This window comes from Steroidobacter cummioxidans, from assembly GCF_003104955.1.
The window spans coordinates 1-25,213 of the sequence record NZ_LSRW01000011.1; the positions used below are offsets into that span (position 1 = coordinate 1).

25 protein-coding genes are annotated in these 25,213 nt (G+C 62.0%); 17 read left to right on the top strand and 8 right to left on the bottom strand.

What is annotated here, in order from left to right; all coding sequences use genetic code 11:
* Nucleotides 1-455 precede the first annotated feature (455 nt).
* The 3 genes from D0550_RS07075 to rpoZ form a co-directional block, all read right to left on the bottom strand.
* On the bottom strand, nucleotides 456-839 hold the full coding sequence (locus tag D0550_RS07075) for a Rid family detoxifying hydrolase (protein ID WP_116808420.1): 384 nt from the start codon (nucleotides 837-839) through the stop codon (nucleotides 456-458).
* Between the two features lie 66 nt (nucleotides 840-905).
* Complete coding sequence (gene spoT / locus D0550_RS07080; protein ID WP_116808421.1) at nucleotides 906-3,077, bottom strand: bifunctional GTP diphosphokinase/guanosine-3',5'-bis pyrophosphate 3'-pyrophosphohydrolase; 2,172 nt, start codon at nucleotides 3,075-3,077, stop codon at nucleotides 906-908.
* Nucleotides 3,078-3,107: 30 nt separating this feature from the next.
* A complete protein-coding gene (gene rpoZ / locus D0550_RS07085) occupies nucleotides 3,108-3,398 on the bottom strand; it encodes a DNA-directed RNA polymerase subunit omega (protein ID WP_116808422.1) in 291 nt (96 codons plus the stop codon).
* A 161-nt stretch (nucleotides 3,399-3,559) separates the two neighbouring features.
* On the opposite strand from rpoZ, the gene D0550_RS07090 reads away from it, so the two are divergent.
* From D0550_RS07090 to D0550_RS07160, 15 genes are all read left to right on the top strand, one after another.
* Nucleotides 3,560-4,195, top strand: coding sequence for a c-type cytochrome (locus D0550_RS07090; RefSeq protein WP_116808423.1), 636 nt, complete (start codon nucleotides 3,560-3,562; stop codon nucleotides 4,193-4,195).
* 57 nt (nucleotides 4,196-4,252) lie between these two features.
* Nucleotides 4,253-5,245: an oxidoreductase gene (locus tag D0550_RS07095; protein ID WP_116808424.1), complete on the top strand. Its 993-nt coding sequence runs from the start codon at nucleotides 4,253-4,255 to the stop codon at nucleotides 5,243-5,245.
* 15 nt (nucleotides 5,246-5,260) lie between these two features.
* Nucleotides 5,261-5,893, top strand: a complete 633-nt coding sequence (rsmG, locus tag D0550_RS07100; protein ID WP_116808425.1) for a 16S rRNA (guanine(527)-N(7))-methyltransferase RsmG — start codon at nucleotides 5,261-5,263, stop codon at nucleotides 5,891-5,893.
* Between the two features lie 108 nt (nucleotides 5,894-6,001).
* Entirely contained in the window at nucleotides 6,002-6,811 is an 810-nt protein-coding gene (locus D0550_RS07105; RefSeq protein WP_116808426.1) for a ParA family protein, read from the top strand.
* A gap of 15 nt (nucleotides 6,812-6,826) precedes the next feature.
* Nucleotides 6,827-7,765 carry a ParB/RepB/Spo0J family partition protein gene (locus D0550_RS07110; protein ID WP_116808427.1) on the top strand — a complete coding sequence of 313 codons (939 nt, stop codon included), beginning with the start codon at nucleotides 6,827-6,829 and terminating at the stop codon, nucleotides 7,763-7,765.
* A 99-nt stretch (nucleotides 7,766-7,864) separates the two neighbouring features.
* Nucleotides 7,865-10,189, top strand: a complete 2,325-nt coding sequence (locus tag D0550_RS07115) for a DUF5916 domain-containing protein (protein ID WP_116808428.1) — start codon at nucleotides 7,865-7,867, stop codon at nucleotides 10,187-10,189.
* Between the two features lie 220 nt (nucleotides 10,190-10,409).
* Complete coding sequence (locus D0550_RS07120; RefSeq protein WP_161965681.1) at nucleotides 10,410-10,742, top strand: ATP synthase subunit I; 333 nt, start codon at nucleotides 10,410-10,412, stop codon at nucleotides 10,740-10,742.
* Between the two features lie 22 nt (nucleotides 10,743-10,764).
* Nucleotides 10,765-11,607, top strand: coding sequence for a F0F1 ATP synthase subunit A (gene atpB, locus D0550_RS07125; protein WP_116808430.1), 843 nt, complete (start codon nucleotides 10,765-10,767; stop codon nucleotides 11,605-11,607).
* Nucleotides 11,608-11,666: 59 nt separating this feature from the next.
* Nucleotides 11,667-11,942, top strand: coding sequence for a F0F1 ATP synthase subunit C (gene atpE / locus D0550_RS07130; RefSeq protein WP_116808431.1), 276 nt, complete (start codon nucleotides 11,667-11,669; stop codon nucleotides 11,940-11,942).
* A 76-nt stretch (nucleotides 11,943-12,018) separates the two neighbouring features.
* On the top strand, nucleotides 12,019-12,498 hold the full coding sequence (locus tag D0550_RS07135) for a F0F1 ATP synthase subunit B (RefSeq protein WP_206606146.1): 480 nt from the start codon (nucleotides 12,019-12,021) through the stop codon (nucleotides 12,496-12,498).
* A gap of 32 nt (nucleotides 12,499-12,530) precedes the next feature.
* A complete protein-coding gene (locus D0550_RS07140; RefSeq protein WP_116808433.1) occupies nucleotides 12,531-13,067 on the top strand; it encodes a F0F1 ATP synthase subunit delta in 537 nt (178 codons plus the stop codon).
* A gap of 50 nt (nucleotides 13,068-13,117) precedes the next feature.
* Nucleotides 13,118-14,659, top strand: a complete 1,542-nt coding sequence (atpA, locus tag D0550_RS07145) for a F0F1 ATP synthase subunit alpha (protein ID WP_116808434.1) — start codon at nucleotides 13,118-13,120, stop codon at nucleotides 14,657-14,659.
* A gap of 38 nt (nucleotides 14,660-14,697) precedes the next feature.
* A complete protein-coding gene (gene atpG, locus D0550_RS07150) occupies nucleotides 14,698-15,561 on the top strand; it encodes a F0F1 ATP synthase subunit gamma (protein WP_116808435.1) in 864 nt (287 codons plus the stop codon).
* A gap of 40 nt (nucleotides 15,562-15,601) precedes the next feature.
* Nucleotides 15,602-17,020: a F0F1 ATP synthase subunit beta gene (atpD, locus tag D0550_RS07155; RefSeq protein ID WP_116808436.1), complete on the top strand. Its 1,419-nt coding sequence runs from the start codon at nucleotides 15,602-15,604 to the stop codon at nucleotides 17,018-17,020.
* A 56-nt stretch (nucleotides 17,021-17,076) separates the two neighbouring features.
* The gene (locus D0550_RS07160; RefSeq protein ID WP_116808437.1) at nucleotides 17,077-17,496 is read left to right on the top strand and encodes a F0F1 ATP synthase subunit epsilon; all 420 of its coding nucleotides are present in this window, start codon (nucleotides 17,077-17,079) and stop codon (nucleotides 17,494-17,496) included.
* Between the two features lie 128 nt (nucleotides 17,497-17,624).
* Here the strand turns inward: D0550_RS07160 and D0550_RS07165 are convergent, their stop codons facing one another.
* Nucleotides 17,625-18,704, bottom strand: coding sequence for an alpha/beta fold hydrolase (locus D0550_RS07165; RefSeq protein WP_116808438.1), 1,080 nt, complete (start codon nucleotides 18,702-18,704; stop codon nucleotides 17,625-17,627).
* A gap of 135 nt (nucleotides 18,705-18,839) precedes the next feature.
* On the opposite strand from D0550_RS07165, the gene mddA reads away from it, so the two are divergent.
* A complete protein-coding gene (mddA, locus tag D0550_RS07170) occupies nucleotides 18,840-19,622 on the top strand; it encodes a methanethiol S-methyltransferase (protein ID WP_116808439.1) in 783 nt (260 codons plus the stop codon).
* Here mddA and D0550_RS07175 read toward each other — a convergent pair.
* Both D0550_RS07175 and D0550_RS07180 read right to left on the bottom strand, forming a co-directional pair.
* On the bottom strand, nucleotides 19,581-20,273 hold the full coding sequence (locus tag D0550_RS07175; protein ID WP_116808440.1) for a phosphodiester glycosidase family protein: 693 nt from the start codon (nucleotides 20,271-20,273) through the stop codon (nucleotides 19,581-19,583). The genes mddA and D0550_RS07175 overlap by 42 nt on opposite strands.
* Complete coding sequence (locus tag D0550_RS07180) at nucleotides 20,270-20,827, bottom strand: cysteine hydrolase family protein (RefSeq protein ID WP_116808441.1); 558 nt, start codon at nucleotides 20,825-20,827, stop codon at nucleotides 20,270-20,272. The genes D0550_RS07175 and D0550_RS07180 overlap by 4 nt, the downstream gene beginning before the upstream one ends.
* Before the next feature lie 111 nt (nucleotides 20,828-20,938).
* Here D0550_RS07180 and D0550_RS07185 point away from each other — a divergent pair, with 111 nt between their 5' ends.
* A complete protein-coding gene (locus D0550_RS07185; RefSeq protein ID WP_116808442.1) occupies nucleotides 20,939-22,405 on the top strand; it encodes a protein adenylyltransferase SelO in 1,467 nt (488 codons plus the stop codon).
* 8 nt (nucleotides 22,406-22,413) lie between these two features.
* Here the strand turns inward: D0550_RS07185 and D0550_RS07190 are convergent, their stop codons facing one another.
* Nucleotides 22,414-23,373 carry a response regulator gene (locus tag D0550_RS07190; protein ID WP_116808443.1) on the bottom strand — a complete coding sequence of 320 codons (960 nt, stop codon included), beginning with the start codon at nucleotides 23,371-23,373 and terminating at the stop codon, nucleotides 22,414-22,416.
* A 148-nt stretch (nucleotides 23,374-23,521) separates the two neighbouring features.
* Entirely contained in the window at nucleotides 23,522-25,009 is a 1,488-nt protein-coding gene (locus D0550_RS07195) for a methyl-accepting chemotaxis protein (RefSeq protein WP_116808444.1), read from the bottom strand.
* Nucleotides 25,010-25,213: the final 204 nt, after the last annotated feature.

The window sequence follows — 25,213 nt, forward strand, 5'->3', positions numbered from 1 at the left end:
GCAGCGTCAGATGTGTATAAGAGAAGTGTACGGCACCGAGGCTGCAATCTGCTTCCACTGGTTCTGCACGCCGCCGCCAAGAGAGGTTTTGCAGGGGAAGAGAAAAGCGCGAGTGTGCGCTCTACCGCTCTACCGCTCTGCCGAATGCAACCGACGTCTCAGCGGTGGCTGTCGGGGGGAAGTGTCCTCCCGGCAAATGGATCCATCCAGGGATGGTGGTCCATTAGCAGCCACATGGGCTCGGCGGTGTCTTTCAGCGAAGCACGGCTTCGCTCCGCCGAGCGGGTGTACATGGATGTACACCCTGGGCTTGCGCGGAGCAGGACTGCGCAGCGCAATGTGCAGCAAAGTCGCGCGCGTTAGCGCGAGCGAAGCGGAGCGACGGCGTGTGTCGCGGTGCCGGGAGGACACTTCCCCCCGACAGCCGCCGCAAGCCACAACGCGGCTCTTAACTCTTAATCGAGCTCGACGATGCAATCGATCTCAACGTTCGCATTCTTCGGCAGCGCCGCCACCTGCACCGTCACTCGCGACGGATAAGGCTCGCTGAAATACTCCGCCATGATCTTGTTCAGCGTCGGAAAGATGCCGAAGTCGAGAATAAATACCGTCGCCCGCGTGACGTGCGAGAAATTTCCACCGGCCGCCGTGACGATCGCTTTCAGGTTGTCGAACACACGTCGGATTTCGACCTCGATCGAGCTGTTCTGCAGCTCGCCCGTGGTCGGATCGAGCGCGATCTGACCGGACACGTAGACGGTCTTGCCGACCTTCACGGCCTGGGAATAGGTGCCGATGGCCTTGGGAGCGTTCGGAGTCGAGATGATTTCGCGCGCCATGATGGTCCAACCGTTGCTGACGAGAAGCGCGGATTTTGCGCGTGTTCGCGCGCAATGGCCACCCGACTAGGCGATGACGCGCGTTACGCGAAGCACTTCCGGCATCTTGCGCAGATTCTTGATCACGTGCGCCAGATGCTTACGGTTGCGCACCTGCAGATCGAAGATCAGCGTCGATGCGTCGCCGTCGCGCTCGTCGACCGCGACATGCTCGATGTTGGTCTCCGTGGTCGCGATATTCGATGCAATCGCCGCGAGCACGCCCATGCGATTCGCCACGTCGATACGCACTTCGACGTTGAACAGGCGATCCACATTCGGCTGCCACGTAACCGTGAGCCACTTGTCCGGCTGCTTGCGGTAGTTGCGCAGATTGCCGCAGGCCTCGCGATGGATCACGACGCCTCGGCCGCTCGACAGATACGCCATGATCGGATCGTTCGGGATCGGGAAGCAGCAGCGCGCGTAGCTGACCACCATGCCCTCGGTGCCCGCAATTGCGAGCGGCTCGGCGTGCGTGGTCGTTTCCGGCTGATGGCTGCCGTCCGCGGGCAGCAAGCGACGCGCGACCAGCGCAGCCAGTCGTTCGCCGAGGCCGATCTTTTCGAGCAGCTCGTCCGGTGTCTTTAGATTGAGCTCCACGGCGACCGCCTGCAGGCGCTCCTCGGGAATCTTCTTCAACACCAGCGACACGTCCTGCAGCGCCTGGCTCAGCATGCGCTTGCCCAGCTCGATCGCTTCGCTGTGTTTCAAACCCTTCAAGTAGTGACGAATTGCCGCGCGCGCCTTCGCAGTCACGACAAAGTTCACCCACGCTGGATTTGGCGTCGCGCCTTTCGCGGTGATGATCTCTACCGTCTGGCCGTTACGCAGCGGCGTGCGCAGAGGTACGAGGCGTCGATCGACCTTCGCGGCGACGCAGTGATTGCCGATGTCCGTATGCACGGAATATGCGAAGTCCACCGCAGTGGCGTTACGCGGCAGACGGCGAATCTCACCGCGCGGCGTAAATACGTACACCTTGTCCGGGAACAGGTCGAGCTTGACGCTCTCCATGAATTCTTCGGCGGAGTTGCCACTGTGGGGCATCTCCATCAAATGCTGCAGCCACTCGCTCGCGCGGTCGCGATATGCGCGGCCCGCGTCGTTGGCATCTTCACCGGTCTTGTATTGCCAGTGCGCAGCAATGCCCGACTCGGCGATGCGATGCATGTCTTCGGTGCGGATCTGCACTTCGATGGGCATGCCGTTCGGACCGAACAGCGTCGTATGTAACGACTGGTAGCCGTTGATGCGCGGGATCGCGATGTAGTCTTTGAAGCGTCCCGGCATCGGTCGATACAGGCCGTGCACGATACCGAGCACGCGATAACACGTGTCGATCGAGTCTACGACGATGCGGAAGCCGAACATGTCGACGATCGACGCCAGCGGGATGCGTTTACGGCGCATCTTTTGATAGATGCTGTAGAGGTGCTTCTCGCGGCCTTCCACACGGCCTTTGATCTGCGCCTTCCCCAGCGCCGTGCGCAGGTTGTCCGCGATCTTGCCGACGAACTGTTTCTGATTGCCGCGCGCCTTTTTCAGCGCCTTCTCGATGATGCGATGACGGCCGGGATACAGCGCTTTGAAGCCCAGCTCTTCCAGCTCGGACTTCACGGTGTGAATGCCGAGGCGGTTCGCGATCGGCGCGTAAATCTCCAGTGTCTCGCGCGCTACTGTGCGCCGTTTCGCCGGCGGTACCGAGCCGAGCGTTCGCATGTTATGCGTGCGGTCGGCGAGCTTGACCATGATCACGCGAATGTCGCGGACCATCGCGAGCAGCATCTTGCGGAAGCTTTCCGCCTGCGCCTCGGCGCGGCTGCGGAACTGAATGTGGTCCAACTTTGAGACCCCATCCACCAATTCCGCGACATCGGCACCGAAGCGCTCGGCAATCTCGTCCTTGGCAGTGGGGGTGTCCTCGATCACGTCATGCAGGATGGCCGCCACAATGGTCGGCGCGTCCAGATGCAAGTCGGCGAGGATGTGAGCGACAGCGACCGGATGCGCGATGTACGGCTCACCGCTCAGGCGCTTTTGGCCCTCGTGGGCCTCGGCGCCGAATTCATAAGCATCGCGGATCCGGTCGACCTGCGCGGGCGGCAGGTAGGTCTCCAGCTTATTGAGCAGCTGGTTGACCCCGATCGAGCGTCTTCCGGTAGGTAACAGGTTAAGGATGGAAGACGCGTAGTCCATAAGCTGAAGCTGGGGACTTTAAGACGTGACTCAATCTCCGAGGCCGAGATGAGGCGCGCGCAGCTCGCCCGACATGCCTGCCATATCCGGCTCGGGCATCAGTTCAGGCTGCGGGCGCTGCTCGGCTTCCTCGAGGATCTCGGGGCCGATGTGACCGGCGGCGATTTCGCGCAGCGCGACCACGGTGGGCTTGTCGTTCTCCCACTCCACCGTCGCCTCGGCGCCGTTGGCCAGCTTGCGGGCGCGCTTCGCGGCGACCAACACCAGCTGGAACAGGTTCGGGATGTTGTGGAGCGAGTCTTCGACGGTGATACGAGCCATGGAAACCTCTGGCGGATCGCAAAGCTGGGGGGATTGGCTGGGCAGTATACCCGAGGCAGTGCCCAGAGAAGCCACTTCGGGTACCATACCGCGCCCCGCCGGCCGGGGTACCTCAGACATTCTGGCAATAGTGCGCCGGTAAGAAGCGGAGAGAGTGGGTTATGACGTTTCGATTGAGCCCGGTAACGGTGCTTGGCCTGGGCTTGCTGGCTGCTGTGTCCCTGTCGTCGACCGCGAGTGCGGCTGATGCCGCCAAAGGCAAAGTCCTGGCTTATACCTGCCACGGCTGCCATGGCGTTCCAGACTATAAGAATGCTTACCCGAACTACCGTGTGCCGAAACTGGGCGGCCAGAACGAGGCTTACCTGGTCAGCGCGCTGAACGCCTACGCCAAGGGCGAGCGTCCGCACCCCACCATGCACGCACAGGCCGCGACCCTGACCGATGAGGAAAAGGCCGATATCGCCGCGTTCCTGAGCGCGGGCGGCGGCATTCCGAGCAAGGATGTCGTGGGCACTCCGCCGCCGGCCACGCAGACCTGCGTCGCCTGCCACGGCGCCGACGGCGCCAAGACCGTGGCCCCGGATTATCCGAAGCTGGCCGGCCAGCCGGCCGACTACATCGTGCACGCGCTCAAGGACTACAAGAGCGGCAAGCGCAAGAACCCGATCATGGCCGGCATCATCAGCGGCGTGGAAGAGAAGGATTTCCAGGCGATCGCCGACTTCTTCTCCAAGCAGCAGGCGGTGTGCACGACCGATCAGGTTCGCGATCTCGGCAAGTGCGCCAGCAAGTAAGCGCCACTCGCTGCAGCTGATTCCTCGATCGACGACCACGCGCGGGAGCGACCACACATGCAGAGCTTTCGCGCGTTTCGCGTCCATCAGGAGGGCGGCAAGATCGTCTCGCGCCTGGAGACGATCGGACTGAACGATCTCGCCGAGGGCGAGGTCGTCGTCAAAGTCCGCTACTCCACCATCAACTACAAGGACGCGCTCGCCGCGACCGGCGCCGGCAAGATCCTGCGGCGCTATCCACTGGTCGGCGGCATCGACCTGTCGGGCGAAGTGGTCTCCTCCAGCGATCCGCAATTCCAGCCGGGCCAGAAAGTGCTGGTCACCGGCAGCGAGTTGTCGGAAACCCGCGATGGCGGCTATGCCGAGTACGCTCGTTTGAAGAGCGATTCGGTGGTGCCGATTCCGGCCGGTCTGGATGAGTTCCAGGCCATGGCGATTGGCACCGCCGGCTACACCGCCGCGCTCGCCGTGCATCGCATGGAACAGAACGGACAACAGCCGGACGATGGCGAGATCGTCGTAACCGGCGCCACCGGCGGCGTCGGTAGCATCGCTGTCGATATGCTGGCCGGGCGCGGCTATCGCGTCGTCGCCGTCACCGGTAAACAAGCTTCCGTCGATTATTTGCAACGTCTCGGCGCCGCGCGTGTGCTGCTTCGGGATCAGATCAACACCGGCTCGCGTCCGTTGGAAGAGGCGCAGTTTGCCGGCGCCATCGACAATGTCGGCGGCGAATTGCTCACCTGGCTGACCCGTACCACCAGGTTCTGGGGCAACATCGCCAGCATCGGCCTGGCCGCCAGCCCCGAGCTGAAGACCACCGTGATGCCGTTCATCCTGCGCGGCGTGAGCTTGCTCGGAATCAATTCTGTATACACACCGCGCCCGCTGCGCCTGCAGGTCTGGCAGCGGCTCGCGACCGACCTCAAGCCGCGTCATCTCGACAGTATCGTGACGCGTACGATCGCGTTCGAGCAGCTGCCGGGCGCGTTCGACGAGTACTTGAAAGCGGGTGTCACCGGCCGCACGGTCGTGCGCATCGCAGGTTGAGGTTGAGCGCTGCCGATGAGCGACCCCACTCTCATTGCCGGTGCGGCTCAGCTGGGTATCGAGCTGACCGACGCCCAGGCGCAACAGCTGATCCGTCTGCTCGACGAGCTGAACGACTGGAATCAGCGGATGAATCTCACCGCGATCCGCGAGCGCTCCGCGCAGATCACCAAGCATTTGCTGGACAGCTTGTCCGTGCAGCCGTTCCTGCACGGCGAGCGAGTGCTCGATGTAGGTACGGGGGCGGGTTTTCCCGGCCTGCCGCTCGCCATCGTCAACCCATCGAAGCAGTTCATGCTGCTCGACTCCACCGCCAAGAAACTCAAGTTCATAGAACATGTCGCGGCGTCGCTGCAGTTGCCGAATGTGCAAACCGTGCATACTCGCGCGGAAAATTTCCGCCCGGCGCAGCGATTCGATATCGTGCTGTCACGTGCGGTCGGGCCGGTAGAGCAATTCGTCAAATGGGCCGGTCATCTGTGTGTCGGCGGCGGGCGACTGCTGGCGATGAAGGGCCGGTATCCGGAGGGCGAGCTCGCCAAGTTGCCCAGCGGCTGGAAACTGGCGGCGGTCCATCGACTTAATGTGCCCACTCTGGACGAAGAGCGGCATCTTGTGGAAATCTGCCGCAACCACGACCGGCTCTAGCGCCAGGGCTGGCGGACCTGCCCCTACCTGGCTCGAAGATTTACCGTGCAGATTCAGTGTTGTGCCGATTGTGTGACTCACTAACGGACTGGTCCCATTCATTATTCCATGCATCGCATTCTCGCCATCACCAACCAGAAAGGCGGCGTCGGCAAGACCACGACGAGCGTCAATCTGGCCGCATCCCTGGCGGCGACCAAGCGGCGCGTGTTGTTGATCGATATCGATCCGCAGGGCAACGCCACCATGGGCTGCGGCATCGACAAGCGCGCCGTAGAGCGGTCAACCACTGACGTGCTGCTCGGAGACAGCGACGCGGCCTCGGCGATGCTCACCGTGGACTATGCGGATTTCAAAGTGATGCCGGCCAATCAGGATCTGGTCGCGGCCGATGTCCAGATGATGGGCAAGGCCGGTTGCGAATCCCGCCTGCGAGACGCGCTGCAGCCGGTGATGTCGGAATTCGACATCGTGCTGATCGATTGTCCGCCGGCGCTGAACATGCTGACGGTGAACGCGCTGGTCGCGGCCGAGGGCGTGCTGATTCCGATGCAATGTGAGTATTACGCGCTCGAAGGGCTCTCCGCCCTGATCAACACGATCGAAGAGATCAAGGCCGGCCCCAATCCGAAGCTGGAGATCGGCGGCATCCTGCGCACCATGTTCGACCCGCGTAACAATCTGGCGAACGAAGTGTCGCAACAGCTGATCGAGCACTTTGGCGACAAGGTGTTCCGCTCCATCATTCCCCGCAACGTACGGCTCGCGGAAGCACCGAGCTTCGGTAAGCCGGCGCTGCACTACGACAAAGAATCGCGCGGTGCGCTGGCTTATCTGGCGCTGGCCGGTGAAATGATTCGTCGAGAGGAAGAAACATTCAACGTGGCGCCGCCCGCCGCCGATGCGGTCGCGTCATAGTGACGAATTATGACAATGGCGAATAAACAACCCCGTCTCAGCCGAGGGCTGGGTGCCCTGATGGGCCAGCCTGCCGCAGCCGCATCTCCTGCCGCCGCTGCCGTGGTGACGGCGCTGCGTCCGGTCGACGAAGAGTTGCGCAAGCTGCCGGTGGATTTGTTACGGCGGGGCAAGTATCAGCCGCGCATCGATCTGCGTCAGGAAACATTGCAGGAGCTGGCCGATTCGATCAAAGCGCAGGGTGTGGTGCAGCCCATCGTGGTGCGTCCGATCAATGCCGATGGCTCGTATGCGAGCAATCCGGCCGAGAATCCGGCCGAGCAGCACTACGAGATCATCGCCGGCGAGCGTCGCTGGCGCGCTGCCCAACTCGCCGGTCTGCATGAGATTCCCGCGGTCATTCGCCGCGTGCCCGATGAAGCAGCCATCGCGATGGCGCTCATCGAAAACATTCAGCGCGAGAATCTGAATCCGCTGGAAGAGGCGCGCGCCCTGCAGCGCCTGATCACTGAATTCGAGATGACGCATGCGACTGCGGCCGAGGCCGTCGGCCGTTCACGCAGCGCGGTGAGCAATCTGTTGCGCTTGCTCGATCTGGGTGAAGACGCCAGCAGACTGGTCGAGCATCGCGAGCTCGACATGGGACACGCGCGCGCCTTGCTCACGATCGAGAACAAACGTCAGCAGGCCGACGTAGCGTCCCAAGTCGCACAACAGAAGCTGTCGGTCCGCGAGACCGAAGCATTGGTGAAACGGTTGCAGTCGTCGCCGTCGTCGAGCGCGCATGATGCTGCGACGCGGGCCGATCCGAACATCCGCAAGCTCGAGGCAGAATTGAGCGAAAAGCTGGGGGCGAAAGTGCAGGTTCAGCACGCCTCGTCCGGCAAGGGCAAGCTGGTTATCAGTTATCATACGCTCGAAGAGCTCGACGGCATCCTCGAGCACATCCGTTAAAGCGGCGCCGCCACCCACCACGCCTCGCCATCAGCAAGACCAGGTAAGGTTCATGATTCGGCGTTTCAGGGAAGTCCGTTCGCGGGAGGTCCGTTCAAAATGCGAACGGCGCCAGTGCTGAGCAGCGCGGCGCCGCGCACCCTGACCGCTCCAATTCCGTGTGCGTTGCTGCTGGCGTTTATCACAGTTTGCTGTGCCACCGCGCACGCCGAACTGGTGATCGATGGGCACATCGACGAGCCCGAGTGGCAGGGCGCCGTCACTTGCAAAGACTGGCAGCGCACCTTGCCGTTTGCGCGTGACGAGCCTCGTTACGGCAACCAGCTGCACCTGCTTTCCACCGAACGAGGCCTGGCCGCGGCGTTCATCCTCGATCAGCCGCCCAACGAACGACGCATCAAGCCGCGCACGCCGCGCGATTCGGATCGGTTGATCGGCGACACGGTCTCGCTGATGGTGGATTTCGATGCCAACGCGCAGATCGGCTACGAATTCACGGTCGGCCTGGGCGGCGGCATTCGCGACGGTTTGATCACCAATCAAAACAAGTTCGATCGCGACTGGGACGGGGCCTGGCAACACGCCGTCTACGAAACCGACCAGCAGTGGTTCGTGGAAATATTCATTCCCTGGTCCAGCATCAGCATGCGCGACTCGCGTGCCGAGACGCGCACCATCGGCGTGTATGGCACCCGCTATCTCTACGATCGCGGTGAGCGTTATTCCTGCCCGGGCATCACTAGCGAAGCGGCGGTGTTTCTTGCCGATTTCCAACGCGTGGAAATCTCCCAGCACGCTTCGGTAGGCAGCCTGGACGTGGTGCCGTACGGCACGGCGATCTCCGATTTTCTCGATGAGCACACGCGCTTCAAGGTCGGCGCCGACATCAATTGGAAAGCGTCGCCGAACCTGTGGCTGTCGGCGACGCTCAATCCCGACTTCGGCCAGGTAGAGAGCGATGAGCTGGTGGTGAATTTTTCGGCCATTGAGGTCGTGTTCACCGACAAGCGGCCGTTCTTTACCGAGAACCAGGGCATTTTCGATCTGCGCACGCCGACCAACGGCCAGCTCGTTTACACCAGACGCATCGGCGCAGCCGTCGACGATGGCAGTGCTGCGTTATCCGACATCGATGCAGCGTTCAAACTCACCGGCACGGCGGGGCGGCTGGTGTATGGCGGCTTCATCGCGCAGGAGAACGAGTATCGCAACGGTCCCGGGCGCTTGTTTGCTGCCACTCGCCTGGCGCTACCGATGGATCATGCGCGCGTCGGTTATCTCGGGACCTGGACGGATCGACCGTTCCTGGATCGCGACGCGTTGGTGAACTCGGTCGACTACGAGCTCACGCCGAGCGAAGACGTGCGTATCAGCGGTCAGGTCATCCGCTCCGATATTGGCACCAGCGGTTTCAATCTGATGGACAGCTCTGCCGCGCCCATTCGTCGCTCCGAAAGCAACACGCACGGCTACGAGTCGTGGCTGCAGCTCGACTTCAATCGCAGCTCACCGCTGATGCATACGTTGAAGCTGCTCTACATCGACGACACGTTCGACATGAACGATCTGGGCTACATGGAGCGCAACGCGCTCAAGCAGGTCGAGTGGGAGACGAATCTTCGGGTCGCCAGCGACGGCGGTCGCGTCAACGGTGAGACGCAGCGGCTCTACACGTTTTATCGCGAGAACACCGACGGGCAACGGTTGCAGTCGCGTTTCTCGTTGTCGCGAGATGTGAGTTATGTGAGCGCCTGGAAGGCATTCCAGGAACTGCGCTACGTTACCAGCGGCGTGGACGATTTGATCTCACGCGACAATGGTCCGGTGCGACTGCAAGATCGCGTGTCCGCCTATATGGACATCACGACGCCGCGCTACGGCGACTGGCAATTCACGTTCGGCAGCTATGTGTTCCAGCAGGGCGTCGAGAAATATTCCGGATGGCTGCAGTTCCTCGCGTCCTGGTATCCGACCGAGAAATTGACGCTGCGGCTGGATGTGTTGCCGCAGTACTCCTCGGACTGGCTGGTGTGGCAACAAGGCAATCTGTTCGGCTCGTTCCGCGCCGAGCGATTCGACTACGATTTTCGCCTGGACTGGATTCCCGCGCCGCGCCATGAGCTGCGTGTCAAATGGCAATGGATTGGCATCGATGCGGAGCTGCGTCGCGCGTATCGGACCGATATGGCGGGTAACCTCCTGCCTACCAGCGACCCGGTCGCGCCGTTCACCGTCAACAGTCTCGGCCTGCAGATCCGCTATCGCTACGAGATCGGGCCCATGTCGGAGCTATTCCTGGTATATGCTCGCGGCGGCTATAATTTCCTCGACGACGACGAGCGCCGGGTGGGCGAGTTGTTTCGCCACATGACCGATGTGCGGGACGCCGATCAGTTTTTGATCAAGCTCCGCTATAAGTTGTAAATCTGGCGTGCCCGGTGGTGAGTGTGGCCGCTGAAGTCAAGACTTCGGCGGCAGAATCTGACCCCGCATGGCGTCATCGTAGACGAATAGTCATAATTCGCGTTGAGGCACGCTGCATCTTCCTTGTAGCACTGCAAAATGCTCCGTATAATTCGCCGCCGTTTCCGACCGGGCGGTAATCCAATACGTGTCTGATACCGCGCGCGGCAAGCGCCTGGCGTTGAAATTCGCCGCGATACAGCTGGCAAGCACGGGTCTGGCAGCACTCGTGTTTTTGATGTCGAGCGGCTGGAACGCGGCCCGCTCGGCGGTCGTGGGCGGTTTGATTGTCGCGTTGGGGACTCTCGTGTTCGCTTGGCGGTTATTCGCCACAAACTGGCCGGCGGCCAGTGCGGCGCGCGGGTTCTACGCGGGCGAAGTGTTGAAGTGGATTTGGGTAGTAGGCGCATTTGCGCTGGCATTGACTCGCGGCGGTATGGAACCGCTGCCCCTGCTGATCGGCCTGGTGGCCAGTCAGTGCGGGTTCTGGGTCGCAATGGGAATCTTCAAATAGTTGCGTAGGCGAGGTGGATTTGATGGCTGAGCATGGTGGTCCGGCGACCATGACCGATTACATCAAGCACCATCTCCATCATTTGGAGATGCCGGTCGGTGAAGGCCGGTTCTGGGTGCTGCACCTCGACAGCATTTTCTTCAAGCTGCTGTGCGCGGCTATTTTCCTGTACCTGTTTCTGCGTGTGGCGCGGCGCGCGACCAGCGGCGTTCCCGGCAAATTCCAGTGCTTCATCGAGATGATCGTCGAGTTCGTCGACACCTCGGTGAAAGAAACCTTCCACGGCCGGAGCAAGCTGATCGCGCCGCTGGCGATCACCATTTTCTGTCTGACGTTCCTGATGAACTTCCTGGACATGATCCCGGTGGATTGGCTGCCGGCGGCGGCGGGTGCGGTGGGTGTTCCTTACCTGCGCGCCGTGCCGACCGCGGATCTCAACACCACGCTGGCCATGTCGCTGACGGTGTTCCTGTTGATCCAGTATTTCGGCGTCAAGCACAAGGGCGTCGTCACGTTCGTCGGTGAGATGTTCACCGCGCCGTTCCACGCCTCGAACCCGATCGGCAAGATTCTGCTGGCGCCGGCCAACCTGCTGTTGCGCCTGATCGAAGAGGCGGTCCGCCCGATTTCGCTGGCGCTGCGTCTGTTCGGCAACATGTACGCCGGCGAGCTGATTTTCGTCCTGATCGCCTGTATGACGCTCGGCGCGAGCCTGTCGAGCGGTCTGACGTACGTGATGGCGCCGCTGCAGTTCGTCGCCGGCTTCGTCTGGACCGCGTTCCACATCCTGATCATCACGCTGCAGGCATTCATCTTCATGATGCTGACCATCGTGTATCTCAGCATGGCCGCCGAACATCATTGATTTCGTTTCGATCGTTTGATTACTAACTAGCTGTTTTTCTGCACGCACCGGAGATTCAAATGGAGAACATCACTCAGATTGCCGACGTCATGAGCTTTACCGTGATTGCCGCGGGTCTGCTCATCGGCCTCGGCGCGCTCGGCACCGCGATCGGCTTCGCGTTGCTCGGCGGCAAGTTCCTGGAAGGCTCGGCTCGTCAGCCGGAGCTGACCGGCATGCTGCAGACCAAGATGTTCATCGTCGCGGGCTTGCTGGACGCAATTCCCATCATCGGCGTCGCCATCGCTCTGCTGTTGATCTTCGCGAACCCGTTCATCGGTCAGCTCGGCGGCTAATTCGCCGTTCGAAATCGATCGGCGCCAGGCGGTGTTCGCATCGTCTGGGGGCCGCCCCAAGTGAATCGGAGCAAGCATGGATCCCACAATAACCATCGTCGTCCAGGGCATCGCGTTCTTCGCGGTGGCCTGGCTGGTCATGCGGTTCGGCTGGCCGCACATCATCGCGGCGATCGAGGATCGGCAAAAGAAGATTGCCGAGGGTCTCGCGGCTGCCGAGAAAGGCGAGAAGAGCTTGGCGGAAGCCAAGAACTCGGCTGGCGACATCATCAAGGAAGCGCACGCGCGCGCCGCGAAGATCGTCGAACAGGCCAATCGCCGCTCGGTGGAGATGGCCGAGGAAGCTCGGGGCGTCGCGTCGGCGGAAGCCGAGCGCCTGGTTGCCGGTGCACGCCAGGAGGCCGCACTGGAATCCACCCGCGCTCGCGAGGAGCTGCGCCGCGAAGCCGCCAATCTGGCGGTGTTCGGTGCCAGCAAGCTGCTCGGTCGTGAGATCGACGCCAAGGCCCACGCCGACTTGCTCGACAAGCTGGCGTTGGAGATCGAGCGCGGTTGACCGCGCCCGATCTTTCGTAGACAGGAGCATTCATGGCCGAGAAAGCCACCATCGCCCGCCCCTACGCCAAGGCAGCGTTCGCATCGGCGCGTCAACACAACGCGCTCGAGCGCTGGTCCACGGTACTGGCAACCGCCTCGTCGGTGGTGCAGGACGAGCGTGTTGCCCAGCTGCTGTCGAGCCCGCGGGTCACGCCGGAGCAACTCTCCGGCCTGATCGCGGACATCGTCGGCGGGGACCTGGACGAGCAGACCCGCAATTTCCTCGCCACGCTCGCCGGCAATCGCCGGCTGGCGCTGCTGCCGGAAATTGCCACCATGTACGAGGGCCTGCGGGCTGAAGCCGAGAACACTGCCGACGTGCAGGTGATCTCGGCGGTGGAGCTGAACGAGGCACAGAAACAGCGCCTCGTCTCGGCCCTGAAGCAACGTTTGAAGCGCGAAGTGCGCTTGCATTGTGAAGTGGACGCATCGCTGATCGGTGGCGCCATCGTGCGCGCGGGCGATTTCGTCATCGATGGTTCGCTGAAGGCGCGCCTCGACCGCTTGGCGGTCGAGATGACTCACTGACGCCTTAGTGCCCAAGACGCCCACAACAGAATTGACCGAGGATTGAGCTCATGGCCATCAAGGCATCTGAAATCAGCGATCTGATCAAGTCGCGCATCGAGAAGTTCTCGAGCGCCACCGAAGAGGCGAACATCGGCACGGTCGTCACCGTCACCGACGGTATCGTGCGCGTCCACGGCCTCGCCGACGTGAAGTACGGCGAAATGTTGGAATTCCCCGGCGGCAGCTTCGGCCTCGCGCTGAACCTGGAGCAGGACTCGGTCGGCGCCGTGGTGCTCGGCGAGTACAAGCACATCGTCGAAGGCGACACTGTGAAGACCACCGGCCGCATTCTCGAAGTGCCGGTCGGCGAAGGCCTGCTGGGCCGAGTGGTCGACGCGCTGGGCAATCCGATCGACGGCAAGGGCCCGATCCAGGCGGTGCGCAATGCGCCCATCGAGCGCGTCGCGCCGGGCGTGGTGTTCCGTAAGTCGGTCAGCCAGCCGGTGCAGACTGGCTACAAGGCCGTCGACTCGATGGTGCCCGTCGGCCGCGGTCAGCGCGAGCTGATCATCGGCGACCGTCAGACCGGCAAGACCGCGCTGGCCATCGACACCATCATCAACCAGAAGAACTCTGGCATTAAGTGTATCTACGTCGCCATCGGCCAGAAGCAGAGCTCGATCGCGAACGTGGTGCGCAAGCTGGAAGAGCACGATGCGATGAAGCACACCATCATCGTCGCGGCGTCCGCTTCCACGCCGGCTTCGATGCAGTACCTCGCGCCGTACGCCGGTTGCGCCATGGGCGAGTACTTCATGGACAACGGTGAAGACGCGCTGATCATTTATGACGACTTGACCAAGCAGGCCTGGGCGTATCGCCAGATCTCCCTGCTGCTGCGCCGTCCGCCGGGCCGCGAGGCGTATCCGGGCGACGTGTTCTACCTGCACTCGCGTCTGCTCGAGCGTTCGGCTCGCGTCAACGAGGAGTACGTGGAGAAGGCGACCGGCGGCAAGGTCAAAGGCAAGACCGGCTCGCTGACGGGTCTGCCCATCATCGAAACCCAGGCGGGTGACGTGACGGCGTTCGTGCCGACCAACGTCATCTCCATCACCGACGGCCAGATCTTCCTGGAAGGCGATCTGTTCAACGCCGGTATCCGTCCCGCGATGAACGCCGGTATCTCGGTGTCCCGCGTCGGTGGCGCCGCGCAGACCAAGATCATCTCCAAGCTGGGCGGCGGTATTCGTCTCGCCCTGGCGCAGTACCGCGAGCTCGCGGCGTTCTCGCAGTTCGCCTCCGATCTCGACGAGTCGACCCGTCGGCAGCTGGAGCGCGGCCAGCGCGTGACCGAGCTGATGAAGCAGAAGCAGTACGCGCCGATGTCGGTTGCCGAAATGGCGCTGTCCATCTTCGCCGTGAACAACGGCTTCATGGACAAGGTCGAGCTGAAGAAGATCGGCGCTTTTGAAGCGGGTCTGCAGGCATTCGCCAAGACCAACTACAAGGCTGCCATCGACGGCATCAACAGCAATCCGGTGCTGTCGCCGGAGAACGAAGCTTCGCTGAAGAAGATCTGCGAAGAGTTCGCTCAATCTGGCTCTTACTGAGGCCGGCACGCACTGATCGCTACGCACCGAGAAAGTAAATGCCAGGCGTAAAAGAGATCCGGATCAAGATCGCGAGCTTCAAGAGCACGCAGAAGATCACCAAGGCCATGGAAATGGTGGCCGCCAGCAAGATGCGTAAAGCGCAGGAGCGCATGCGCGCGACACGGCCGTACGCGGAAAAGATCCGCACGGTGATCGGTCACCTGCGCCTGGCGAATCCGGATTACAAACATCCGTTCATGATCGAGCGCGATGTGAACGCGGTCGGCTTCATCATCATCACGACCGATCGCGGTCTGTGCGGCGGCTTGAACGTCAATCTGTTCAAGGCCACGCTGGCCGCGATTCGCGACTGGCAGAAGCAGGGCAAGAAAGTCTCGGTGTGCCTGATCGGCTCGAAGGGCGTGCAGTTCTTCCGCCGTCTCGGTGGCGTCGAGACGCTGGCGACGGTGACGCATCTGGGCGATCGTCCGCACGTGTCCGATCTGATCGGCACCGTGAAAGTGATGCTGGACCAGTACAAGGAAGGCAAGCTCGACCGCCTGTTCCTGGTCAACAACGAATTCGTCAACACGATGAGCCAGAGGCCCGTCGTGCGACAGCTGCTGCCGGTCGTCACCGAAGACGAAGACAAGCTGCAGAAGCTGTGGGATTACATTTACGAGCCGTCCGCGAGCGAGCTGCTCGAAGGCGTGTTGATGCGCTACATCGAATCGCAGGTCTATCAGGGCGCGGTGGAAAACGTCGCTTCCGAAATGGCCGCGCGCATGGTCGCGATGAAGAGCGCAACCGACAACGCCGGCAAGCTCATCGAGGAATTGCAGCTGATCTACAACAAGGCTCGCCAGGCGGCGATCACCAAGGAAATCAGCGAAATCGTCGGCGGCGCCGCTGCAGTTTAAGGCTCTCGCGCGCGAATACAGAATTATTGAGGAACGACACATGGCAAGCGGCAAGATTGTCCAGATCATCGGTGCGGTCATCGACGTGGAATTCCCGCGCGACCAGATCCCGAAGGTGTATGAAGCGCTCAAGCTCGAAGACGTCGATCTGACGCTGGAAGTGCAGCAGCAGCTCGGCGACGGCGTCGTGCGCACCATCGCCATGGGCGTGTCGGAAGGCTTGAAGCGTGGCCTGAAGGTCAACGCGACCGGCGCTCCGATCTCCGTGCCGGTCGGTAAGGGCACGCTCGGCCGCATCATGGACGTGCTGGGCACGCCGCAGGACGAAAAGGGTCCGGTGCAGACCAAAGAGCTGATGCCGATCCACCGCGCTGCGCCGTCTTACGACGAGCAGGCGGGCGGCCAGGACCTGCTGGTCACGGGCATCAAGGTCATCGACCTGCTCATTCCGTTCGCCAAGGGCGGTAAGGTCGGTCTGTTCGGCGGCGCCGGCGTGGGCAAGACCGTCAACATGCTCGAGCTGATCAACAACATTGCGAAACAGCACTCGGGTCTGTCCGTGTTCGCGGGCGTCGGCGAGCGTACTCGCGAAGGTAACGACTTCTATCACGAGATGATCGAGTCGGGCGTTATCGACACCAACGATCTCACCAACTCCAAGGTGGCGATGGTGTACGGTCAGATGAACGAGCCGCCGGGCAACCGCCTGCGCGTCGCGCTGACCGGCCTGACCATGGCCGAATACTTCCGCGACGAAAAGAACGAAGCCGGCAAAGGCCGCGACGTGCTGCTGTTCGTCGACAACATCTACCGTTACACGCTGGCCGGCACCGAAGTGTCCGCGCTGCTCGGCCGTATGCCTTCGGCGGTGGGTTACCAGCCGACGCTGGCCGAAGAAATGGGCGTGCTCCAGGAGCGCATCACGTCTACGAAGACCGGCTCGATCACGTCGATTCAGGCCGTGTACGTGCCTGCCGACGACTTGACCGATCCGTCGCCGGCCACCACGTTCGCGCACTTGGACGCGACCGTCGTGTTGTCCCGTCAGATCGCCTCGCTGGGTATCTACCCGGCCGTGGATCCGCTGGACTCCACCAGCCGTCAGCTCGATCCGCTGGTCATCGGCGAAGAGCATTACAACGTCGCCCGCGGCGTGCAGGCGGTGTTGCAGCGTTACAAGGAACTGCAGGACATCATCGCGATCCTGGGTATGGACGAGCTGTCTGAAGAGGACAAGCGCACCGTGTCCCGCGCTCGTAAGATCCAGCGCTTCCTGTCGCAGCCGTTCAACGTCGCGAAAGTGTTCACGGGTCAGGACGGCAAGATCGTCCCGCTCAAGGACACCATCCGCGGCTTCAAGGGCATCCTCGACGGCGAATACGACCACCTGCCCGAGCAGGCGTTCTACATGGTCGGCGCCATCGAAGAAGCCGTCGCCAAGGCGAAGACGCTGCAGTAATTGGAATCGATTGGCGGGCGATGTCGTTACATCGCTCGCCACTCTAGTGAGAGCACATGGCAACTATTCACGTAGACATCGTCAGCGCCGAAGGCCAGATCTTCTCGGGCGAAGCCGCCATGGTTTTCGCGCCCGCCGCCATGGGCGAGATCGGCATCGCGCCCCGTCACGCGCCGTTGCTGACCACGCTCAAGCCGGGCGAAGTGCGCGTGCAATTGCCGGGCGGTGAAGAGCAATTCTTCTTCGTCGGCGGTGGCGCCATCGAAATCCAACCCCACCTCGTCACCGTGCTCGCCGACACCGCGCTGCGCGCCAAGGACATCGACGAGGCCGCCGCTCTGCAAGCCAAGCAGCGTGCGGAAGAAGCACTCAAGGATCGCGCCGGCAAGATCGACGTCGCCGAAGCTCAAGCCGAGCTGGCCCGCGCCGTCGCTCAGATCAAGGCGATCGAGAAGCTGCGGAAGATCAAGCAGTAGTCGATCGAGGGCTGGCCGCGAGGCCCGCCTGACAATGTTTCTTTAGCATCGCCTCGCCATTCAGCGAGGCGATTGCTTTTTGGGAGCACGGATTCCTTGCGCTGCTATCGGCATCGCATCCGCATCCATCACGCCTTGAAATCATTATCCCGCGCGAGCACTGCCGCCTGCGTGCGCGATTCAACGTCGAGCTTCGCGAAGATTCGTGACACGATGTTACGAACCGTCTTCTCGCTGAGGTGCAGGCTCGTCGCGATCTGCGCGTTGGTGTGACCGGCAGCCAGGCCGCCGAGCACGTCGCGCTCGCGAGGGGACAGCTCGCCGAAACGATCGACCGCAGCTGCTTTGATCGACCCGCGTCCGGTGAATTCGAGCACGGTCTCCTTGAATTGAGCCCAGGCTGGCTCGTGTTCGAGCAGCACATGATTGCGCGATTCGAGCTGCACGAATTCCGCGTTGGCAATTTCCGATGCCAGTTCCCGGCTGGCATTCAGCGGCGTGACCTGATCGTCGACCGGATGGATCACCAGCGTCGGCACCTGCAATTGCGGTAACAGTTCTCTGACATCGACTTCCGAACGGGCCAGCATCAAATGCGCAGCGATGTCGGGCGTCGTGGTTCGGCGGCACAGCTCGTTGAACCATTCCAGTTGCTGTTGACTGGCGCCCGGCGCGAAGCGCGATGTAAACACCTGGCGGAAGGCGACGGTGTCAGTGCCCCAGCCCAGGCGAATCAGCTCGACGATGGCTTGAAACCGCCGCAGGCCCTGCGGATCGCCGCGCTTTGCCCAGCCGGTCGCGTAACCGCCGTAAAGAATCAAATGTGACACGCGCTCCGGGTGGCGGACGGCATATGCGATACAAGCTGACGCACCTTGCGAGATGCCGAGCAGCGTCATCGGCGCATTGCACTGAGCCGCATCGATCACCGCACTGAGGTCATCGACCCAGCGCGGCAAAGAAACTTCCGGCACTTCCCACTGCGACATGCCGCAGCCGCGTTCGTCGTAGCGAATGAAATGGAAATGTTCGGCGAAGAATTCGATCCAGTGCCGCCAGACGGGGCTCTCCAGATCGTATTGCAGATGGGTCAACCAGTTTGCGGCCTTGACCAGCGGCGGGCCGCTGCCCGCAGATGCCCACGCGAGCCGTACCCCGTCGCTGCCCCGGACATAGCGAATGGACTGACGAATCGTTTGCTGCCCCATACTCGCCTTCCCGCGGGGTCGGGACAAATGTCCCCACCACCGTCGACGATGATGCCTGCGTTCGGGACATCCTTCATCTGTTTCGCTGCGCTCGACGCGCCGATCCTATGAGCCTCGATACATCTCGGAGGTTCTATGAAACGCACCCCAGTTCTGCTGTACGGCGTGGCTTGTTACGCCGTGTTCTTCGCAACCTTCCTTTATGCCATTGCATTTCTGGGTAACTTCCTGATTGGCAACCCCATCGATGCGGTGCCCACGCACGGCGCCGGGCGGGCGGTCGCCATCAACATCGGGTTACTTGCAATATTCGCCCTTCAGCACAGCATCATGGCGCGCCCGGCTTTCAAGCGCTGGTGGACGCAACTCGTGCCCGCGGCGGGAGAGCGCAGCACGTATGTCTTGTTCTCCAGCCTCGCCCTGATCCTGCTGTTCTGGCAGTGGCAGCCGATCGGCGCCGTGATCTGGCAGGTCGACAGCCCGCTCGGCCAGGGCGTGCTGTACGCCGGTTACGCTGCCGGCTGGATTTTGCTGTTGGTTGCAACGTTTCTAATCAATCATTTCGACCTGTTCGGGTTGCGCCAGTCGTGGCTATTCTTTCGCGGCCGTCCGTACACGGACATCGCGTTCCGCACGCCGGGCCTCTATAAAGTTGTACGCCATCCGCTCTATGTTGGCTGGCTCCTGACGTTCTGGTGCACGCCGACAATGACGGCAGCGCATCTGCTATTTGCGCTGATGACCACCGCCTACATCCTGATCGCGATCCAGCTCGAAGAGCGCGATCTGACCCGGGCTTTTCCCGAATATGAGAGTTACCGTCGCAAGGTGCCCGCGCTCATCCCGTTCACCAAACGCCGGCGGACGTTTGATAGCTCATTTCACCACCCCAATCATCGGGCCGAGATCAACCGTTGAATCCCTGCGCCCCAGGTCCGGCGCAAACAGGGACGATACCGCGCCATCGAAGTAGAGTGCGTCTGTGCAGTGCAGTTGATCTTTGAAGTAGACCGCGAACTCATAGAATGTCACCGGCCCATTGCTGATCACAAAGATCGCCTCGTCGCCGCGCACGCCGACACCGTTGCGAATGTACTTCGACGTAGAGGCGGGGTTGAAGGCTGGATGGATGCTGCCGTCTTCCAGCAGGAGCGGCCCGGATTGCGTGGCGAGCAATACTTTGTCTGCCGGCGCAGAGTATTTCGTCGATCTGACGATTCTTGGTCCGGCCTGGGTCAGGAAAAACACGCCGTTGGGTTTCAGAAAGAAGTTACCGCGACCGTTAGCCAGATTCAGCGCTTTGAGCTCGCGACCCTGAGTCACAAACAGGCCGACGGGGGAGAGATCCGGCTCGAACATGCCGGCGTTCATGGCAAAGCGGAGTTGCCGGCGCTGAGACTCGAGCCAGGCGTCCAGGTTGTCCAGGCGTCGGAACGGTGCTCCGGTGTCATCGGTCAGAAAAAGCTCGAGTTGTTCCCTGCGGGTATCCACCGCAATCACCGTGAATGGGTCGGCGCTGGCTAGCAGCGGCGTCGCGAGGAAAATCAGAGCGAGGATGAGCGCCTTCATGCATCGCGCATCCGCAAACGCTCCGTGGTCGTAATGGTCGCGTATTCCCCGTCGAGATTGGCGAGCGACATGGCGTGGACTTCGTCCGCAGTTCGATGAGTTCCGTAGTAGTCGACCTGGTCGAATGCAAAGGTGGCATCGGCCACCACGTGCGTTTCAAATCCCAGGTTGCCCGCAGTTCGCGCGGTCGCTTCTACGGAGTTGTTCGTGCTGACGCCAACGATCACCAGCTTGGTGATACCTCGCACTCGCAGCCAGCGTTCGAGCCCAGTATTTACCAGAGCGTCAGGCACGTTCTTCTCCACCACGTGCTCGCCCGGCAGCGGCGCAAGCTCATCTTGAAACTCGACTCCCGGTTGTCCCGGCCAGAACGGCGAGCCAGGGTTTCTGGAGATGTGCCGAACGTGTACCACTGTGGCGCCTGCATCTCGCCACACGTTCAGCAACACCGCGATATTGCGCTCGGCGTCCGGATTGTTGCGAGGCCCGGCAGCCGGATGCGCCATGCCTTTCTGCATGTCGATGATGACGAGTGTCGCTAACGTTGTATTCATGGGTATGCAGCTGCAAACGTTGAAGTTCACTCTTCGGCAGGTTTCAGTCTAGCAGCTGCGGCTGCGCCCGGATTGAATGCAGCGAGCTGCAGCGCGCGCTAGGATGCGAGGATGAAACTTGGCTTCGAACACACTTACGCGGCCCTGCCGGCCCGATTCTACGCACGCGTCGAGCCTGCGAAGGTCGCCGACCCGCAGGTGGTCATTTTCAATCGTGCCCTGGCCACCGAGCTGCGATGGGATCCTGACATGGATGAGCGCCAGGCCGCGGCGTTGTTCTCAGGAAATGAGCTGGCGCAGGACTCGACTCCGCTTGCCATGGCCTACGCCGGCCATCAGTTCGGGACATTCGTGCCGCAGCTGGGGGATGGTCGAGCGATTCTGCTTGGAGAGGTCCGTGACCGTCACGGCGTCCTGCGCGATGTCCATCTGAAGGGTTCGGGCCGTACACCGTTCTCTCGGGGCGGCGATGGTCGCGCGGCACTGGGGCCGATGCTCCGCGAATATTTGATCAGCGAGGCCATGCACGCCTTGCGCATTCCCACCACGCGGTCGCTTGCAGTTGTCACAACCGGCGAGCAGGTATATCGAACAGAGGCCCTGCCCGGCGCGGTGCTGACGCGAGTCGCTGCGAGCCATATCCGAGTGGGGACGTTTCAGTATTTTGCCGCGCGCGGCGATCAAGAGGCCATTAAAGAATTGCTGGACTACGTCATCGATCGTCACTATCCAGAGGCGAGAGATGCTGCGGTCCCCGCACTTGCGGTCCTCGAGGCGATCACAGCGCGACAGGCGGCGCTGATCGCCGAATGGATGCGTGTTGGGTTCATTCACGGGGTGATGAATACGGACAACACGGCGCTCTCGGGCGAAACCATCGACTACGGCCCCTGCGCGTTCATGGATCGGTACGATCCCAAAACCGTGTTCAGCTCCATCGATCTCGGCGGCCGATATTCCTACACGAATCAGCCCGGCATCGCGCAGTGGAATCTGGCGCGACTGGCCGAAACCTTGTTGCCGCTGATCGACGCCGACGAGCAGCGGGCCATCGAGCTTGCGACCGAGGTTATCGAAGGCTTCGTGGAACAATTCGAAACGGCCTTTCTCGTGCACATGCGCCGGAAGATCGGTTTGGTTTCCGCCGAGGACGGCGATGCCGATCTGATCTCGTTGCTATTGGCGGCCATGCAGCAGGCCCAGGCCGATTTCACGCTGACGTTCAGCAAACTGTCTCGGGCCGCGCAGAGTCCGATTGAAGACGCGGCACTGTACGAACTCTTCACGGCACCTGCTGATATCGATGGCTGGCTCCAGGCCTGGCGTGCACGACTCGTGCTCGATCCTCAAACGCCAGCCGAGCGGGCGGAAACGATGCGCCTCGCCAATCCCGAGTTCATTCCTCGCAATCATCGGGTCGAAGCAGCATTGCAAGCCGCCACCGCCGGTGACATGCAACCGTTCCACGCATTGCTTGGAATTCTGCAACGCCCTTACGAGCAGCAGCCGGACGCCGCCGAGTTCACTCAGCCGCCGCCACCGTCGGAGGAGAAATACAAAACGTTTTGCGGGACTTGAGCGCGCCGTCAGGCCGCGTCTTGCGCCGGAATCGACTCCGGCCGAGCAGTCGATGGCTTCGACATCACGTCGTTAGCGCGGCGGCTACGCTCGGCTTGCCCGAGCAGCTCCAATGCCGCGGGCGCATTCTCTTCGCCGGCAAATGCAGCCAAGCCGGTCGTGAGGCGAAGCCCGCTCGCGGCCGAGCTCAAACCCCAATGAACAAAGGCATTGCGAATGGATTGCTCCATCGCGCTGGTTTCGGTCGGACCGCTCTCGGGCATGACGACGACGAGTCGGCAAGTGTTCGCGGGCGCAGGTAGCCGCACGACCCAGTCGAGCTTCGGTCGCATGGCTTCATGCGCAGCGCCGAGCAGAGTGTCTGAAATCGTTCCAGTCGTGCTGTGTTGATGGAACGCGGCGGCATCGGCTGCGTCGAGTCCGATGCTCAACAGCTGCAACGTTTTCTTGGAGCGTCCGGACTGAACGATTTCCGCGCGCAGGCGGCCGACCAGATGACGCGCCGTGTGCGCGCCGTTCTCCAGATCGACGGTAGCGGGCTCGTGCGCGCGGCCGGTTCTCGAAGACTGACGACGACGGATCGCCGTCACGCCCGCCTGCACCCGACCAACCAACTCGCTGAGCGAGTTCTGGCGAAGCAGGTACTGATCCACGCCCATGCAATAGCCCTGCTCATGAAAGCGCACGTCCGCGACTTCCGTGAGCATGATGATGTAGACCGGTGCCAACGAGAGAATGCGCAGACGAGCAACGAACTCGATGCCGTCTACCGCGGGCACCGCGCTATCAGTAATCACGACCGGGAACCACTCGCGGGCGAACATCGTGAGAGCTTCGACGCCATCGGCGGCCGCAGCGACTTCGAAGCCCTGTAGCTTGAGCAACGCAGACGCCGACTCGCGCAGGGCCTGATCGGCATCGACGATCAGGGCGCGGCGTGGTGGCGAGAAATCTGGCGAGGCGCTCATGTCGACGGGCTACTTATGTGAGATGGAGCTACGGTACTCCGGCCATCGTTACTAGCGTTAGCGGGCTTGCCGTTTCTGTGAGGCGGCTCCCGGAGCGGATGCGAAGTAGTGCACATTTCCAGCCGTGGCAGCCTCGTTGTGGCGGTGCTCAGGCCGCGAGCGCCCGAGGCTCGAATGTTTCTTCCGAAGCGAAATCCGCAGGTCCGATCGCCGGTGGATTGCCGACATCGAAGACACAGATGGCCGCGCTCAGTTCCTCGCCGCGCTCCTTGAGATTGCCGGCCGTGGTCGTCATCGAGCGCACCAGCTCGCCATTGCTCTGGGTCACCGCGTCCATCTTCTGCAACGACAGATCCACCTGTTCCAGGCCGCCGGTCTCGTTTGCAAACGAGGCCTGTAGCTTGTCCATGATGGCGGCGATGCCGCGCACGCCCGCGACCAGCTCGTTCATCGTGGCACCGGCCTCGCCGACCAGCGTGCTGCCCGCGGCGACGTTATCGACCGAATTCTCGATGAGCTGCTTGATCTCTTTCGCGGCAGTGGCACTGCGTTGCGCGAGATTGCGCACTTCCGAAGCCACGACGGCAAAACCACGGCCGTGCTCACCGGCACGCGCCGCTTCCACGGCCGCATTCAGCGCCAGCAGATTGGTCTGGAACGCGATCTCATCGATGACGCTGATGATGTCCACGATCTTGCGCGACGAGGAGCGGATCCCGCCCATGGTCGAGACCACGCGCGACACGACATCCCCGCCTTTGGCCGCGACCGTGACCGCCGAATCCACCAGCTTGCTCGCCTGCCGGGCCTGCTCTGCATTGTGAGCCACGATGTCACCGAGCTGACGGACGGCGTTGCCGGTCTCTGAGAGCGCTTCGGTCTGAGTTCGGTTGCGGTCGGCGAGCTCTGCACTGTCGCTGGCGCTTTCACGTGCCGCGTTGGCAACGAGCTGCGTGCCATTGGTCAGTGCGGCGATGGTGTCGCGCAGCCGAGTGATCACGCCCGACAAGGCGAGACCTGCGTCGCTGACGACGATGTCGTGGGACTCACGCAGGTCGATGGTCCCCTGGCGGTCCATGGCCTGCACCAGGCGCTGCAACTCCATTGCCTGCAAACTTTCGGCACGCATCAGAATGGCAAGATAGGACAGGACGACAGTCTCGGCGACCACATACGCCGCGTGCGTCAACACGATGCCAAAGCTGGGTTTGGTGAAACACATGACCCCATAGCCCAGCTCCTGAAAATAATAGAACGACAGGTGATGGGCCGCGGCCAGTCCGGCCGCCATGACGATGGGGCGCCAGTCGCGATAACAGAGCAGGAACGCAAGCAGCACGAAAATGCCGAAGTGCAGTTCCGTCAGGCCGTACGCCTGATGGATGTTGAGGGCGCAGAACACCATCAGCGACGCCGCCACGCTCATTCGTGTCAGCAGCGAGCCAGGGAAGATGAATGCGAATGCGCCCGGAATCAGCGCGGCCGGCACGCCGACCAGAAACGCCAGCTGCCAGGTGTCGTAGCGGGGAGCCAGCGCGAAGGTCAGGATCAGCAGACCTGTCAGTACACCGACCATGAGGCGGTCGGCCCGAACGTGAATGGCATGCATGGCGGAGCGAGCTGGGAGTGCTTTCATCGCGGACCACGGCACTGGCAAGTGTTAGTACCTATGTCGGTCCATCTTGGTGCGGGGTTGAGCCTGCAACGTGCCGCATCTCCCAGTTCCATCACGACCTGCGTCTCAGATTCGACGATTTCCACCGCTGGCGCAGTCCGGATGGGGGGATTGCCCAGGGTAGAGAATCAGTCCCTGGCGGCGGCAGGCGCCTGTCCCCGATAA